Source organism: Pseudomonas koreensis (assembly GCF_036668835.1).
In the GTDB taxonomy this organism is placed as follows: Bacteria; Pseudomonadota; Gammaproteobacteria; order Pseudomonadales; family Pseudomonadaceae; genus Aquipseudomonas; species Aquipseudomonas koreensis_I.
Map to the genome: position 1 here is coordinate 195,263 of NZ_JAZEVW010000005.1, position 16,249 is coordinate 211,511.

At 60.2% G+C, this 16,249-nt stretch carries 10 protein-coding genes; 8 read left to right on the forward strand and 2 right to left on the reverse strand.

Annotated elements, in window-relative coordinates:
* The first annotated feature begins 206 nt into the window (after nt 1-206).
* The 4 genes from V6F91_RS16510 (at nt 207) to guaA (ending at nt 4,938) form a co-directional block, all read left to right on the forward strand.
* Entirely contained in the window at nt 207-974 is a 768-nt protein-coding gene (locus V6F91_RS16510) for a sulfite exporter TauE/SafE family protein (protein WP_332766197.1), read from the forward strand.
* A gap of 137 nt (nt 975-1,111) precedes the next feature.
* Nucleotides 1,112-1,660, forward strand: a complete 549-nt coding sequence (locus V6F91_RS16515; RefSeq protein WP_090285997.1) for a sugar ABC transporter ATPase — start codon at nt 1,112-1,114, stop codon at nt 1,658-1,660.
* 105 nt (nt 1,661-1,765) lie between these two features.
* Nucleotides 1,766-3,235 carry an IMP dehydrogenase gene (gene guaB / locus V6F91_RS16520; RefSeq protein ID WP_093098602.1) on the forward strand — a complete coding sequence of 490 codons (1,470 nt, stop codon included), beginning with the start codon at nt 1,766-1,768 and terminating at the stop codon, nt 3,233-3,235.
* 125 nt (nt 3,236-3,360) lie between these two features.
* Nucleotides 3,361-4,938 (forward strand): glutamine-hydrolyzing GMP synthase, encoded by a 1,578-nt coding sequence (gene guaA / locus V6F91_RS16525; RefSeq protein ID WP_042608327.1) that lies wholly within the window; start codon nt 3,361-3,363, stop codon nt 4,936-4,938.
* Nucleotides 4,939-5,027: 89 nt separating this feature from the next.
* Here the strand turns inward: guaA and V6F91_RS16530 are convergent, their stop codons facing one another.
* Nucleotides 5,028-8,183 carry a membrane-targeted effector domain-containing toxin gene (locus tag V6F91_RS16530; RefSeq protein WP_332766206.1) on the reverse strand — a complete coding sequence of 1,052 codons (3,156 nt, stop codon included), beginning with the start codon at nt 8,181-8,183 and terminating at the stop codon, nt 5,028-5,030.
* A 91-nt stretch (nt 8,184-8,274) separates the two neighbouring features.
* A complete protein-coding gene (treR, locus tag V6F91_RS16535; protein WP_332766208.1) occupies nt 8,275-8,979 on the reverse strand; it encodes a trehalose operon repressor in 705 nt (234 codons plus the stop codon).
* A gap of 235 nt (nt 8,980-9,214) precedes the next feature.
* On the opposite strand from treR, the gene treP reads away from it, so the two are divergent.
* From treP to ptsP, 4 genes are all read left to right on the forward strand, one after another.
* Nucleotides 9,215-10,657, forward strand: a complete 1,443-nt coding sequence (gene treP / locus V6F91_RS16540) for a PTS system trehalose-specific EIIBC component (RefSeq protein ID WP_332766210.1) — start codon at nt 9,215-9,217, stop codon at nt 10,655-10,657.
* Nucleotides 10,658-10,678: 21 nt separating this feature from the next.
* Nucleotides 10,679-12,328, forward strand: coding sequence for an alpha,alpha-phosphotrehalase (treC, locus tag V6F91_RS16545; RefSeq protein WP_332766212.1), 1,650 nt, complete (start codon nt 10,679-10,681; stop codon nt 12,326-12,328).
* 105 nt (nt 12,329-12,433) lie between these two features.
* Complete coding sequence (locus V6F91_RS16550; protein WP_332766214.1) at nt 12,434-13,657, forward strand: carbohydrate porin; 1,224 nt, start codon at nt 12,434-12,436, stop codon at nt 13,655-13,657.
* A gap of 62 nt (nt 13,658-13,719) precedes the next feature.
* Complete coding sequence (ptsP, locus tag V6F91_RS16555) at nt 13,720-16,248, forward strand: phosphoenolpyruvate--protein phosphotransferase (protein WP_332766216.1); 2,529 nt, start codon at nt 13,720-13,722, stop codon at nt 16,246-16,248.
* The last annotated feature ends 1 nt before the right edge of the window (nt 16,249 follow it).

The following is a 16,249-nucleotide window of genomic DNA, read 5'->3' on the forward strand; positions in this document are numbered from 1 at the left end:
GCATTTGCCCGCCAATCACCATGACACCCACACAAAACCCTGTGGGAGCGAGCTTGCTCGCGAAAGCTTTGTGTCAGCCGACAACAATGGCGCATGACAGTCCGCATTCGCGAGCAAGCTCGCTCCCACAAAGTTGACTCCGCTTCTGTGGTCGTGCCGCGTGGTTCTGGCTACAGTCAGCCCAGTCTTATAAAGGATGCGGGCCGATGGACATTATGGAGCTGTTGGGGGCGTGGTCGTGGGGCGCCGGTGGTTGGGCGGCGATCGGGCTGGGCATTGCTTTGGCCTACATCGTCTTCGGCATCGCCGGGTTCGGTACAGCGCTGGTCGCGGGGCCGATTCTGATCCTGTTCATGCCGCTGTCGAAGATCGTGCCGCTGCTGGTGCTGCTGGATTTCGTCGCAGCGTTCGGCAATTTGCTGCCATCGCGGCGCGACGTAGCCAAGCCCGAGTTGTTGCGGCTGCTGCCGTGCATGGCGGTCGGTTGCACGCTGGGGGTGATCTTTCTGCTCAACCTCAAGTCCGATGTGCTGCTGTTATTGATGGGGTTGTTCATCAGCGCCTACGCGGTCTATAGCCTTTGGGTCAAAGCGCGGCCGGCGCAGTTGTCGGCGGCATGGGCCGTGCCGATGGGTACGGTGGGCGGATTGTTCGGTGCGTTGTTTGGCAGTGGCGGGTTTCTCTACGCGATCTATCTCAACAGCCGCTTATCCAAAGAAGCCGCGCGGGCCACGCAGAGTGCGCTGATCAGTTGCAGCACCGTGGTGCGCCTGAGTCTGTTCGTTATCGCTGGGGTGTATGCCGAGCTACCCTTGTTGATATTGGCGCTGTGCCTGTTGCCGGCGATGGCGCTGGGCTTGTGGATCGGTCGACGGCTGAGCATGAAGTTGTCCCGCGAAGCGTTTGTGCGGCTGGTGACGTGGCTGGTGCTGGCCAGCGGGATTGCTCTGATCGGGCGTTATTTCAGCACTTGACCGGATTTTGTCAGGGATTAAGCTGCCGGCCCTTCAGGGACCCTTCGCGAGCAGGCTCGCTCCCACAGGTGACCGCATTCCAATGTGGGAGCGAGCCTGCTCGCGAAGGCGTCAGAAGCCACACCGCAGGAACTTTCATGAACACGCAAAGCATCATCGTCCCGAAAATCTCCACCCTGCCGGTGCACGAACCCCGGGCGCGGGCGATCGTGCGTTGGCTGGTGCGCAAGAACATCGTCGAAGAACAACTGACCACCTGCGGGCGCACCGGCAACCGTATGGCACACGCCATCGCCGACGGTGCCCGCGCGGTGGTGCTGCACCCTGAGGCGCTGCCGTTCGGTGAGCCAATCAATGGCCTGGAAATCATCACCAAGCGTTGTATCTATACCCCGGCCAAGGGCTTCCTCGAAGAAGCCGGCTGTGCCGAATGCCGCCGCGAAGTCGGCGAAGCGCTGTTCGAAAGTCTGGAAGACTGGTTTCCCGGCCGCACCGACAATTTCACCTGCCCCGAATGCGGGCACGAAGACGACATCAACGGGTTTCTGTTCTTGCAGGAATGTGCGTTTTCCAACCTGGGTTTCATCTTCAACAACTGGCTGGAGGCCGGGTTCAAGCAGAGCTTCATCGACGAGTTTGCCGACTGGCTCGATCAACCTGTCTCGTGGGTCAAGGTGGAGCTGTAGGGCCGGGCTTTTCCATCTATCAATTAGGCTGAGTTTTACATTGAACAGCAGGGGGTGTCTGACTATAATGGCGCGCTTCCATTTTCCCGCTCGGGAGCCCCCGCGATGCTGCGTATCAGCCAAGAAGCTCTGACATTCGACGACATTCTCCTAGTGCCCGGTTATTCCGAGGTACTTCCCAACGAAGTCAGTCTCAAGACCCGTCTTACCCGTGGCATCGAACTGAACATTCCTCTGGTTTCTGCCGCCATGGACACCGTTACTGAAGCCCGTCTGGCAATTGCCATGGCTCAGGAAGGTGGCATCGGCATTATCCACAAGAACATGACCATCGAGCAGCAAGCTGCCGAAGTGCGCAAGGTCAAGAAGTTCGAAGCCGGTGTGGTCAAGGATCCCATCACCATCGAGGCCGATGCCACGGTGCGTGATCTGTTCGAACTGACCCGTCTGCACAACATTTCCGGCGTTCCGGTACTGCACGATGGCGACCTGGTCGGCATCGTCACTTCCCGTGACGTACGTTTCGAAAACCGTCTGGAAGCCACTGTCCGCGAAGTGATGACGCCTAAAGAGCGTCTGGTCACGGTCAAGGAAGGCGCCAACAAGAACGACGTCCGTGAACTGCTGCACAAGCACCGCATCGAGCGCGTGCTGATCGTCGACGACAAATTCGCCCTCAAAGGCATGATGACCGTCAACGACATCGAAAAAGCCAAAGCCTACCCGCTGGCCAGCAAGGATGACCAAGGTCGTCTGCGCGTCGGCGCGGCGGTCGGCACCGGCAAAGACACCGGTGACCGCGTCACTGCACTGGTCAACGCTGGCGTGGACGTGGTGGTGGTCGACACCGCGCACGGTCACTCCAAAGGTGTGATCGACCGCGTTCGCTGGGTCAAAGAGAACTTCCCTGAAGTGCAGGTGATCGGCGGCAACATCGCCACCGGCGCCGCTGCCAAGGCCCTGGCCGAAGCGGGCGCCGACGCAGTCAAGGTCGGTATCGGCCCTGGCTCGATCTGCACCACCCGTATCGTCGCCGGTGTCGGCGTGCCGCAAATCAGCGCGATCGCCAACGTCGCCGCCGCCCTTGAAGGCACCGGCGTGCCGTTGATCGCCGACGGCGGTATCCGCTTCTCCGGTGACCTGTCCAAGGCCATCGTCGCCGGTGCGTCCTGCGTGATGATGGGTTCGATGTTCGCCGGTACTGAAGAAGCCCCGGGCGAGATCGAACTGTTCCAGGGCCGTTCGTACAAGGCTTATCGCGGTATGGGTTCGCTGGGCGCCATGTCCCAGGCCCAGGGTTCTTCCGACCGTTACTTCCAGGACTCCTCGGCAGGCGCCGAGAAACTCGTTCCGGAAGGCATCGAAGGCCGTGTGCCGTACAAAGGCACCCTGAGCGCGATCATTCACCAGTTGATGGGCGGTCTGCGTTCCTCGATGGGTTACACCGGCAGCGCCAACATCGAAGAAATGCGTACCAAGCCTGAGTTTGTGCGGATCACCGGTGCCGGCATGGCCGAATCCCACGTTCACGACGTGCAGATCACCAAGGAAGCGCCAAACTATCGGGTCGGCTGACGCCGACAGCTCTAAGCCACAAGTTACAAGCTGCAAGCGGTGCTGCATCAGTGCAGGGCCGCTCGGCTTCCGATTACTTGCAGCTTGCAGCTTGAAGCTTGCAACTGCTTTTCAGAGTTTCTTTCATGGCCCTCGACATTCACGCTCACCGCATCCTGATCCTCGACTTCGGTTCGCAATATACCCAGCTGATTGCCCGCCGCGTGCGCGAGATCGGCGTGTACTGCGAACTGCACCCGTTCGACATGGACGAAGATGCGATCCGCGAATTCGCCCCTAAAGGCGTCATCCTCGCCGGCGGCCCCGAGTCTGTGCACGAAGCCAACAGCCCGCGCTGCCCACAGGCCGTGTTCGATCTGGGCGTGCCTGTTTTCGGTATCTGCTACGGCATGCAGACCATGGCCGAGCAACTGGGCGGCAAGGTTGAAGGTTCCGAGCTGCGTGAGTTCGGTTACGCCCGCGTTGACGTGGTCGGCAAGAGCCGTCTGCTCGACGGCATCGAAGACCACATCGACGCCGATGGCCTGTTTGGCCTCGACGTGTGGATGAGCCACGGTGACAAAGTCACGAAGATGCCGGAAGACTTCCACATCCTCGCCAGCACTCCGAGCTGCCCGATCGCCGGTATGTTCAACGACGATCGCGCTTACTACGGCGTGCAGTTCCACCCGGAAGTGACCCACACCAAGCAGGGCGGTCGTATCCTTTCGCGTTTCGTGCTCGACATCTGCGGCTGCGAAGCCCTGTGGACACCGTCGAAAATCGCTGAAGACGCGATCGCCAACATCCGCGCCCAGGTCGGCACCGACAACGTCCTGCTGGGCCTGTCCGGCGGTGTCGACTCCTCGGTAGTTGCTGCGCTGCTGCACAAAGCCATCGGTGATCAACTGACCTGCGTGTTCGTCGACAACGGCCTGCTGCGTCTGCACGAAGGCGAGCAAGTGATGGCCATGTTCGCCGAGAACATGGGCGTCAAGGTGATCCGCGCCAACGCTGAAGAGCAGTTCCTCAACAACCTGGCCGGCGAAGCCGACCCGGAGAAGAAGCGCAAGATCATCGGCCGTACCTTCATCGACGTCTTCGATGCCCAGTCCAACAAACTGGAAAACATCAAGTACCTCGCTCAGGGCACCATCTACCCGGACGTGATCGAGTCGGCTGGCGCGAAAAGCGGCAAGGCCCACGTGATCAAGTCGCACCACAACGTGGGCGGTCTGCCGGAAGAGATGAACCTGAAACTGGTCGAGCCTCTGCGCGAACTGTTCAAGGACGAAGTCCGTCGTCTGGGCCTGGAACTCGGCCTGCCGTACGACATGGTCTACCGCCACCCGTTCCCGGGCCCGGGCCTGGGCGTGCGCATCCTCGGCGAAGTGAAGAAGGAATACGCCGACCTGCTGCGTCGTGCCGACCACATCTTCATCGAAGAACTGCGCAAGGCCGACTGGTACCACAAAGTCAGCCAGGCCTTCGTGGTGTTCCAGCCGGTGAAATCGGTAGGCGTGGTCGGCGACGGCCGTCGTTACGCCTGGGTCGTGGCCCTGCGTGCTGTAGAAACCATCGACTTCATGACTGCGCGTTGGGCACACCTGCCGTACGAACTGCTGGAAACCGTCTCCGGCCGCATCATCAATGAAATCGAAGGCATTTCGCGCGTCACCTACGACGTGTCGAGCAAGCCGCCAGCGACGATTGAGTGGGAGTGATCCCGCTGCACCCTGATCGACGCATCGAGTAAACAAAAAACCCTTGGCCACAAGCCAAGGGTTTTTTGTTTCCTGATTCTGACAACGGCTCAGGTAGGCAGGCGACTTTGCAGGGTCAGGCCGATTTCGATCAGCCGCTGGGATAACGCGGCGATGTCACGGAACATGATGCCGCTGATTCGAGGCAACGACTGCGCCCATATGTAAACCTGGCCATCCCTTCTGCGATTGACCGATGTTCGCACGATGTTGCTTGAGCTGTCGCGACGTACCAGTGTGTAGGCGTTTTGGCTCTTTTCGATCAGAAACATGCCATTGCGATGCAGCAGCTTTTCCTGCGCCGCGGGTGTCCATGGCGGCGTAGCTGATTCGATCTGCAAACGCAGGTCAGCGTAGAGCATGTCGACTGAGGCACGGGTCGTTGCGCCGTTGTCAAACGGGCCGCGCGCGATTTCCAGCCCGGGATCGATACCGACGCCTGCTTCCTCGGCGGATGAAACCTCCTCGATCCGTAAACCGATGCCGCCCATGTGTTCGCTGATGCCCGGCAGGTTTCTGAAATTATTGGTATTCGTTGCTTCGCTCAATACAACCCATTTGCCCGGTTTGTTGAGGATGTCGTCACCCCACATGATTCGGGTGGTCAGGCGAGCGTGCATCATCTGTTCTTCAATCGAGGTGAGCGGTACCTTCGGCTTGTAATTTTGCGCCATGTCGAGGCCGTGAACCCGGACGCCGTTGGCCTGCGCAGTCCTGACCAGCTCAAGGACGTTGAACCGTTCATCGGGGTCGGTGCCAAGGCTGGCCAGATAGGTACGCAGATCCTGTGACATCTCTCCCGACACGTGAAAGTCGTTGAGATCAGTCTGAGCAAAATCACTGAGCAATCCACGCACGTAAAGGGTATCGATGTGCCGTGCGAACATCGGCATGTTTTCGATCATGAACCCCATGCTAGTGATGCGATCCAGCGTCTCGCCAATCACTAGCCCCCTGCTGTTGGCGAAAATACCATCGATCAGTTCGTCTACTGTCATCGCGCAGGTAATTGGCGGGATGACCGGCCGGGCGGGCAGGTTGGTCCAGTTCAGCTCCGAGTAAAATTCCTTGGCCTCGTTGAGCAGAATGGCGCGCCTTTCGCCGAAGTAGGCCGCGAACACCTCAGCAATCGGCCGATTGCCGTGAGCGGCGCTGGGCAGCGTAGCGAAGGTTTCAGGCAGATTCATCGCCCATCTTCTTAGCGCTGCCATGTCCATCCCCATGACTTCGTGGAGGGGCGTCACCAGACGCAGCGGACGAGCAGACCCGGGAACCGGTTCAACCAGCGGCAACTCCGCCGAGGGCGTTGACGTGGACGGCTCGGGCGTCGTTTCAATATCCATTGTGCAAGACTTGCCCACGCATTGACCGCCGCCCCTGAGCCGCAACGCAGGGATGCGCTCCCACTTGCCGCCAGCCCCGAAGCGGACCGGCAGCGAATAAGCGAACTGATTGGGACGCTCGGGATTGACGACCGCCCAGTGGCCGCTCTCCTCGGAATCGGCAAAGTAGCGCACGTAATACGCATCGTCGCCGATTTTGATCGCGTAGCGTGGCTCCTTGTCGAGACGGTAGATACCTTCAAATTTCCCCGGGGCCGACTCAACGGCGTCCGATACAAGTACCTCATTGCATTGATAGCGGGCGGGAATCCCCGGCGCGGAGGGGCCCTGGTGTGCAGCGGCAGTCGTCGAGGCCTGGACGGATGTGGTGGAGGGCGTTTCGATGGGAATGTCGTTGGCCAATTCGGTGCTGGCTTCTTCAATCAGCGCGGCAGGGGGCGGCTCCACAGGCGGCAGGAGAGGCGTGCCCGACGAAGTGAACTCGATCAGCCCGGCCATTTCTTCGGCCTCGGCAAACTCGACTTGCGGGCCGACTTCCAGTTGCGCGCCCGTGCCGATCAGAAACGGCACGTCCAGGACGATTTCAATAGCGTTGAGCACCGCATTGGTAAGTCCTGTTTTGCGTTCGGCGGGGGTGATGCCGTTGACGGCCTGATCGATGTTCAGTCCCATGTTGGCGATGCTGGCGCCGATCAACGGCAACGCCGCCGGCCAGCCCACCGCCGCCATCGGGCCGAAGACTTTAAGGCCCGCGCTTAGATAACCTATCCAGAGCTTTTTGCGCAGGTCGCTGTTGGAAGTCAGCGTCAGATGGGCTTCAGCAACCATGGCGCTGCGTGTCGATTCGCTTAACCAAGTGAACGCGTCCCCGGCGACGGCGACGTTGCTGCGATTGATCATTCGGTGATCGCTGCGTCCCCATGTGCTCACCAGGCGGTTCATCAGATCGGTGAGGTTTTCGCTGATGCGGTGACGCTCGGCGAGCGGGAAATGCTTGAGCAATGCGCTGCGTTTGTCCTCGGCATTCATCTGCTCAAGCAGCCACCCGTGCAGATCCGTCTCGGTTTCCATCAAGCGAAAAGCCGGGGCTTCGCCTGGCAAGTAAAGGGTCTGCCGGCCGCTGTCTTCGACCAGACGCAGCACATCGGTAGCGACGTGGCCATCGAGATCCAGCGCACGTACTTCTGCGCCGACCGGGTAGGTCGCTCGCAGCATTTGCAGAGTAACGGGCCAGGTGATCGGTCCGATGACCGAGGCGATGATGCGCTGAAAATCATCGCTTTCAAGGTCGTGCTGTTGCAGCGCCTGCACCGCTTGACTGAGGAAGTTGCACTTGCTCAGAACACGAAAATCATCCGCTGAGGTTTGCCAGAAGTTACTCAATTGCTCGCTGTAGCGCGTGCTGAAGTCGACCTCCCAGAACACCTTCAGAACATCGCTGCCCAGCAAGCGCACTTCATTGCCTTGATTGAAATTTTCGCCGTCCGGACCCTCCGAATAGAAGCCACAGTAGAGACCGAGCAGGTCGGCGTTGTCTTGATCGGTCGCGCGAAAGCGATGGATAACCAGTTGCGTGAGGGTGAGGGTTTCGTAGGGCTTTTCCAGTAGATGTTCCCAACCGGTAAACGTCAGCGTGCTGCTCTGCGCGGTTTTGAAGCGGTGGAAATACACCCGGTCGGGGTCAAGGCCGGACAGACCTTTGGCCAGCAGCAGTTCGTTGGCAACTTGACGCGCGGCGTCAAACAGACCCGGGCAGGTCTTCACGAGGGTCGTGGCGAGGGCTTTCAGGGCGGTTTTGTCTGCTGCGTTGGGCAGGAGACGGCGTTCGGGAGCGGTCATGGGCTTTTCATCCTTGAGAAACAAGGATCGAGCATGGCCGGTTGGCTCAAGGCGAGTGCGTTAGCCGGCTATCGCCTGAGGTCTGGTTGATGGTTGGCGAATGCAGTCGCGTGTATCAACGCCGCGCCACATCCGAAAAATAGAACTTGTCCAGCGTATGCCGTGATTCGGTGTATTCGAACTGCCGGCCGTCCTGCAGGAAGGTCTGGTTGCTGACCACGATGACGTGGCTCTGGCCGTCGAGGTCCAGATGCAACTGATCGTCTTTGCTGCGCGGTACCGCTTCGATGGTGCGCTGGGCGTAGGCGATCTGTAATTGCAGGGTCTGTTCGATGTGGGCGTAGATCGACTGCTCGGCGATGTCCAGCGACAGGCCGGGAATCACGTCGCTGACGAAATGGTTGATGTCGAGGATCACCCGTTTACCGTCAATCCGCCGCACGCGCTTGATCCGCGTGATCAGGCTGCCGGGTTCGGCGTGGATGTGGTCGAGCAGGGCGCCTTCGAGGGCGAACTGGCTCAGTTCGACCACTTCGGTGCTGACGTCGTTGCCCAATCGCGGGTAAGTCTCTTGAAAGCTGACGATGCCGCCGAGCTGAAACTCGATCGGGTTGGTCGAAAGTACGAAGGTGCCTTTGCCGTGGATTTTCTGGGCGAAGCCGCGTTCCTGCAGCAGTTCGATTGCCTTGCGCACCGTGCCGCGGCTGGCCTGATAGCTGTCCATGAGTTCGGTTTCGGACGGCAGGCGGGCACCGCGTTCCAGGCGTTCAGTGGTGATGCTGGCCAGCAGATCGTTGTAGATCTGGTTGTATTTGCTCATGGATGGGCTCGGTGCCGAGGCTGCTCAAAGCTTCGAACCTTAAGGCCAGGGTAGGGCTTTGTCCATGTGGACGATAGAAATCGGCTTAGGGGCAAGTAGGAAAATTCGTCGCTGGTCTGGCAGGAATATGCAAAAACAAACTCGTCTGTACGAGTTGTTGCATTAACTCGTCTGTACGAGTATTTTTCGCTTCGGCGTGCTGCCAATAACAACAATCCACAGCGGAAGAACGAGCATGAGCCACGACTACCCGAACATCGCCAGGGACTTGCTGCAAAGCCTCGGTGGCGCCGACAACCTCGAACAGGCCGCTCATTGCGTCACGCGTTTGCGTCTGGCTCTGAAAGACCCGAGCCTGGTCGACACCGCCACGCTCAACCAGATCGATCTGGTCAAAGGCTCGTTCTTCACCGGCGGTCTCTATCAGGTGGTGATCGGTCCGGGGGAAGTGGAAAAGGTTTACGCGGAACTGCGCAAGCAGACCGGTCTTGCCGCGTCGACGATTGCCGACGTTAAACAGAAGAGCGCGGAAAAGATCAACGCCGTGCAACGGCTGGTGCGGGTGTTCTCCGACGTGTTCATGCCGATCCTGCCGGCGCTGATCATTGCCGGCCTGCTGATGGGCATCAACAACCTGCTCGGCGCCAAGGGCATGTTCATCGAAGGGCAGACGCTGCTTGATGCCTATCCGAAACTCGACGGGCTGTGGAGCCTGATCAACCTGATGGCCAACACCTCGTTCGTATTCCTGCCGGCGCTGGTGGGCTGGTCGGCGGCCAAGCGTTTTGGCGGCAGCGAAATTCTCGGCATCGTGCTCGGTTTAATGCTGGTGCACCCTGACCTGCTCAACGCCTGGAACTACGGCAAAGCAGTGGCCGGACTCGACGGGCAGCAACTGCCGTACTTCGACATTCTCGGCTTGTTCCAAGTGGAGAAGGTTGGCTATCAAGGGCAGATCCTGCCGATCCTGCTGGCTGCTTATGTAATGAGCGTGATTGAAAAATGGCTGCGCGCCCGCGTGCCCAACGCGATTCAATTACTGGTGGTGCCGATCACCACCATCGTCGTCACCGGCGTGCTGGCGCTGGCGATCATCGGTCCGGTGACGCGGCATATCGGCATCTACATTACCGAAGGTCTGGTGATGCTGTTTGATCTGGCGCCGTTGGTGGGCGGTCTGATTTTCGGGCTGCTGTATGCGCCGCTGGTGATCACCGGCATGCACCACATGTTTCTCGCCGTGGACCTGCAATTGATCTCGAGCCAGGGCGGCACCTTCATCTGGCCGATGATCGTCATGTCCAACCTCGCTCAGGGCAGTGCGGCGCTGGCGGTGTTCTGGATGACGCGCAATGCGCGGGACAAGAGCATGGCTTCGACCTCAGCGATTTCCGCTTATTTCGGCATCACCGAGCCGGCGATGTTCGGCGTCAACCTGCGCTACAAGTTTCCGTTCTATGCGGCGCTGGTCGGCTCTGCGCTCGGCTGCATATTCCTGTCGTTGAATCGCATCCAGGCCTCGGCGATTGGCGTCGGCGGGCTGCCGGGGTTCATTTCGATCATTCCGCAATACATCCCCATGTTCGTCATCGGCATGTTGATTGCCATGCTCGTGCCGTTCGTCCTGACCTGCGCGCTGAGCATGAAGATTGTCCGCCCCGGTTATCGGGTTGCCTGAGATATCTGAAGGAGTTGTGCCATGCAGGACTGGCAGCGTTCGGTGATCTACCAGATCTATCCGAAGAGTTTTCATAGCCACGCCGGCAACCCGACCGGGGATCTGCTGGGGATTGTCGCCAAGCTCGATTATCTGCACTGGCTGGGTGTCGACTGTCTGTGGATCACGCCGTTCCTGCGCTCGCCGCAACGGGACAACGGCTACGACATCAGCGATTACTACGCCATCGATCCGAGCTACGGCAGCATGGCCGACTGTGAATTGCTGATTGCCGAAGCGGGCAAGCGCGGGATCAAGCTGATGCTCGACATCGTGGTCAATCACACCTCGATCGAACACGTCTGGTTTCAACAGGCGCGCAGCAGTCTCGACAACCCTTACCGGGATTTCTATATCTGGCGCGACCAGCCAAACAATTGGGAATCGAAGTTCGGCGGTTCCGCCTGGGAATACGAGGCGCAAACCGGTCAGTATTACCTGCACCTGTTTGACCACACTCAGGCCGACCTGAACTGGGACAATCCGCAGGTGCGCGCCGAAGTCTTCAAAATGATGCAGTTCTGGCGCGACAAGGGCGTGGGCGGCTTTCGCCTGGACGTGATCAATCTGATCTCCAAGCCCGAAGATTTTCCAGAAGACGCGAGCGATGGCCGGCGCTTCTATACCGACGGACCCAACGTGCATGCGTACTTGCAGCAGATGCATCGCGAAGTCTTCGAAGGCTACGATCTGATCAACGTCGGTGAGATGTCATCGACCAGCCTCGAACACTGCATTCGCTATTCGAATCCGCAGTCGAAAGAGCTGTCGATGACCTTCAACTTTCATCACCTGAAAGTCGATTATCCGAACCTGCAGAAGTGGGTTCGCGCTGACTTCGATTTCCTCCAGCTCAAGCGCATCCTCTCTGACTGGCAGACCGGTATGCAGGCCGGTGGTGGCTGGAATGCGCTGTTCTGGTGTAACCACGATCAACCGCGGGTGGTCTCGCGGTTTGGCCATGACGGCGAGTTTCGCGAGCTGTCGGCGAAGATGCTCGGCACCGCGCTGCACTGTCTGCAGGGCACGCCGTTCGTGTATCAAGGCGAAGAGCTGGGCATGACCAATCCCGGGTTCGAGTCGATCGAACATTATCGCGACGTCGAGACCCTGAACATCTTCCGCCTCAAGCGCGAGGCGGGTAGCAGCGATGCCGACAACATGGCGGCGATCATGCAGAAGTCCCGCGATAACGGGCGCACGCCGATGCATTGGGACGCCACGCCGAACGCCGGCTTCAGCGCCGCTGAGCCGTGGATCGGTGTGCCGGCCAACGCCGCGCAGATCAACGTCGCGGGGCAGCTGGATGACCCGGATTCAGTGCTGCATCACTACCGCACGCTGATCGCACTGCGTCGCAGCGAGCCATTGATCACGGACGGGCTGTACCGCCAGCTATTGCCCGAGCATCCGCAAGTCTGGGCGTATCTGCGAGAGGGCGACGCCGAGCGCTTGCTGGTGGTGAACAACTTCTACGGCACGCCGTGTGAGATCGAATTGCCCGCAAGCGTCATCAACGAGTCCATGCACCAGCGAACCGTGATCAGCAATTACCCGGGCGCCGCGCCGTGCACTCGACAGCTGACGTTGCGACCTTACGAGTCGTTCGTAGTGCACCTGATCGATCCCTGATTCCTGACCCGTAAACCACGTTTGAAAAAACACGCAGAACACTGCGCGGGGGAGCTTTGCGCGCTGATTTTTTGCAACCACACAATAAAAACAATGGGGTGGCTCATGAAAACAACAATAAAACACAGCCTTGCGGTGACAGGTCTTTGCCTTGCATTGCCAGCGTCGACACATGCGCTGGAGTTCGGCGGTTACTTGCGCAGCGGTGTCGGTACGTCGGTCAACAGCAGCAGCCAGTCGTGCTTTCAATTGCCCGGTGCGCAGACCAAATATCGCTTGGGCAACGAATGCGAACAATACGGCGAGCTGGAGTTGCGTCAGGATCTATACACGCTGGAGGACGGTTCGGTGTTGAGCGTCGACGGCATGGCTTCGCTGTACAACCGCTACGACCGCAAACCTGCCTTCAAAGACCACACCGGCTCGATCCGCTTGCCCCAGGCCTACGCGCAATGGTCGGCGATGCCCGCGCTCAACGGCGGTTCGTTGTGGGCCGGGCGCCGTTACTACAAGCGTAACGACATTCACATTTCCGACTTCTATTACTGGAACCAGAGCGCCACCGGCGGCGGCATTGAAGATGTGTTGATCGGCGATCTGAAGTACAGCTACGCGTTCTCGCGCAAAGACAACCTGTACCAGAAGGACTACATCAATCGGCACGATTTCAACGTGGGTGGGTTCAAGAGTAACCCCGGCGGCGAACTGGAATTCGGTCTGAGCTACATCGACAAACCCGACAGCCGCGACGCGCATCGCGGCTGGGCGATCACCACGCAACATGTGCAGAGCGGATTTCTCGGCGGCAAGAACAAACTGGCCCTGCAATACGGCGAAGGACCCGGTACCGGATTGGGCTATACCGGTGACGTAAGACTTGGCGACAGCAATAAAAGTTATCGCGTCGTCGAGTTTTTCGACTGGCAGCTGACGCCGCGTTTCGGCGGACAAATCGCAGCGGTGTATCAAAAGGACATTCGTGCGCAGGGCCCCGATCAGAACTGGCTGTCGCTGGGCGTGCGCCCGGCCTATGCGCTGACCGAGCAGTTCAAACTGGTCACCGAACTGGGCCACGATCAGGTCGATGCCCCGGGCGGTACGCGCAAACTGAGCAAGTTCACCGTTGCCCCGACCTGGTCGCCGAAAGGCCCGGCCTTCTGGGCGCGGCCCGAGGTGCGGTTGTATTACACCTATGCGACGTGGAACGAGGCGGCAAAACGCGCGGCCAATCAACTGGCGAAAGGCTCGGCACTGTCTGACAGCGGGGCCTTCGGCAACGCTCGCCACGGTGCGAACGTCGGATTGCAGGTCGAATACTGGTGGAAATAAGCGATGCTGACGGCAGCGTCGCGCTCCGTCGGTACTTCAATACGAACATTGCAGGTGACGTCATGGCCACACCCCAACCCTTACAACTGCTGGCGCCTTTGTCCGGCGTGCTGATGGCGCTGGACCAGGTGCCCGATCCGGTGTTTTCCGGGCGCGTGATCGGTGACGGTCTGTGCATCGACCCGACCTCGTCGACCCTGCGCGCGCCCTTGGCCGGCGTGGTCAGCAACGTGCAGGCCAGCGGGCATGCCGTGAGCATCACCGATGAGCACGGCGTGCAGGTATTGCTGCACATCGGTCTGGATACGGTGAACCTCGCCGGGCAGGGTTTCACCCGTCTGGTCGAAGAAGGGCAGCAGGTCGCCGCCGGACAGGCACTGATCGAATTCGATGCCGACTACATCGCCCGCCACGCCCGCAGTTTGTTGACCTTGATGCTGGTGGTCAGCGGCGAGCCGTTCACCTGGCTGGTCGAGCCGAGCGGACTGGTCGAACGCGGCCAGCCGTTGCTCGAAATCAGCGCAGCCCCAACACTGAGCGAAACAGCCAGCGCGCCACAAGGCCAGGCGCTATTTTCGCCGACGCTGACCTTGCCCAACCGCAATGGCCTGCACGCGCGCCCGGCTGCGGTGTTCGCCCACGCAGCCAAAGCGTTTACCGCAACGATTCATCTGCATAAACAGCAAGCGCAGGCCAACGCTAAATCGCTGGTGGCGCTGATGGCGTTGCAGACTGCGTTTGGCGACTGCGTGCAGATCAGTGCGGTGGGCGATGATGCGCAAGCGGCTATCGACACGCTGGCCCGCTTGTTGGCCGAGGGCTGCGGTGAGCCGGTGACAGCGCAGGCGCCCGTCGCGGTCGCCGCCACCGAGCCACTGACCCTGCTGCGTGGGGTTTGCGCCTCTCCCGGCTCGGCGCTGGGCCATGTGGTACAGATAAGCGAACCGAGCTTCGACGTCGACGAGTTCGGTGCTGACGCCGATAGCGAACGTGAAGCGCTGGCCAATGCCCTGATCGAAGCGGATCTGGCCTTGCAGCATCTACGCGATACCGCCGCGGGTGAGGCTGAAGCGGAAATCTTCAAGGCCCATCAGGAACTGCTCGAAGACCCGGGCCTGCTCGATCAGGCCGCAGCGTTGATCGACACGGGCAAAAGCGCGGCCTTCGCCTGGCGCACAGCAACCGAAACCACCGCAGCGATGTTTCGCCAACTCGGCAATGCGCTGCTGGCAGAGCGGGCGGCGGACCTGACCGATGTCGGGCAACGTGTGCTCAAGCGCCTGCTGGGCATTGACGAGCAGACATTGAATTTGCCGGAAGGCAGTATTCTGATCGCCGACCAACTGACCCCGTCGCAAACCGCCCGCATCGATACCAGCAAAGTGCTTGGCTTTGCCACGGTCGGTGGCGGTGCGACCAGCCATGTGGCGATTCTGGCGCGAGCGTGCGGCCTGCCGTCGATCTGCGGTGTGCCGGTGCAAATGCTCGCCTTGAGCAACGGCACCAAGGTTTTGCTCGATGCCGACAAGGGCGAATTGCAGGTGCAGCCGGACGCGGCGACGATCGAGCAATGGCAGGCGCGCCACGCACAACAACGGCAACGTCATGCTCATGACCTGGAGCACGCTGCGCTGGCGGCCTGTACACGTGACGGGCATCACGTCGAGGTCTCGGCCAACGTCGCCTCACTGGCGGAAACCGAGCAGGCCGTGGCCATGGGCGGCGCCGGTGTCGGGCTGCTGCGTTCGGAGTTTTTGTATCTGGGCCGCAACCACGCACCGAGCCATGACGAGCAGGTCGCCACTTACAGCGCCATCGCTCGTTGTGTCGGGCCTGAACACAATCTGGTGGTGCGCACCCTCGACGTCGGTGGCGACAAACCGCTGGCCTACGTGCCGATGGAAAGTGAAACCAATCCGTTTCTCGGCCTGCGCGGTATTCGTCTGTGCCTGGAACGTCCGCAGTTATTGCGTGAGCAATTTCGCGCCATGCTTGGCTGCTGCGCACTGACGCGCCTGCACATCATGCTGCCGATGGTCACGCAGTTGGCGGAGCTGCGTCTGGCGCGGCAAATGCTTGAGGAAGAAGCGCTGGCGCTGGGCCTCATAGAAACGCCGAAACTGGGCATCATGATCGAAGTGCCGGCGGCCGCGCTGATGGCCGACCTGTTCGCGCCGCTGGTGGATTTCTTCTCGATCGGCACCAACGACCTGACCCAGTACACCCTGGCCATGGACCGCGATCATCCGCGTCTGGCCAGTCAGGCGGACAGTTTTCATCCGTCGGTGCTGCGCCTGATTGCCGCGACGGTCAAGGCTGCGCACGCTCACGGCAAGTGGGTCGGGGTGTGTGGTGCGATGGCTTCGGAGCGTCTGGCGGTGCCGCTGTTGTTGGGCCTGGGCGTGGACGAGTTGTCCGTGAGCGTGCCGATGATTGCCCCGATCAAGGCCACCGTGCGCGAACTGGCGCTGGCCGATTGTCAGGTCATTGCCCGGCAGGTGCTCGGCCTGGAAAGCGCCGGACAAGTGCGCGAGGCGTTGCAGCTGTTTCACGAAGCGAGCGTCGAAACCGCGCAGGTTATGGAGAACTGAA

Excerpts from the sequence above, each read along its gene's own strand:
- V6F91_RS16550 (WP_332766214.1), top strand. The coding sequence starts at position 12,434 with ATGAAAACAACAATAAAACACAGCCTTGCGGTGACAGGTCTTTGCCTT.
- ptsP (WP_332766216.1), top strand. The coding sequence starts at position 13,720 with ATGGCCACACCCCAACCCTTACAACTGCTGGCGCCTTTGTCCGGCGTG.
- treP (WP_332766210.1), top strand. The coding sequence starts at position 9,215 with ATGAGCCACGACTACCCGAACATCGCCAGGGACTTGCTGCAAAGCCTC.
- treR (WP_332766208.1), bottom strand. The coding sequence starts at position 8,979 with ATGAGCAAATACAACCAGATCTACAACGATCTGCTGGCCAGCATCACC.
- V6F91_RS16510 (WP_332766197.1), top strand. The coding sequence starts at position 207 with ATGGACATTATGGAGCTGTTGGGGGCGTGGTCGTGGGGCGCCGGTGGT.
- V6F91_RS16515 (WP_090285997.1), top strand. The coding sequence starts at position 1,112 with ATGAACACGCAAAGCATCATCGTCCCGAAAATCTCCACCCTGCCGGTG.
- guaB (WP_093098602.1), top strand. The coding sequence starts at position 1,766 with ATGCTGCGTATCAGCCAAGAAGCTCTGACATTCGACGACATTCTCCTA.
- treC (WP_332766212.1), top strand. The coding sequence starts at position 10,679 with ATGCAGGACTGGCAGCGTTCGGTGATCTACCAGATCTATCCGAAGAGT.
- guaA (WP_042608327.1), top strand. The coding sequence starts at position 3,361 with ATGGCCCTCGACATTCACGCTCACCGCATCCTGATCCTCGACTTCGGT.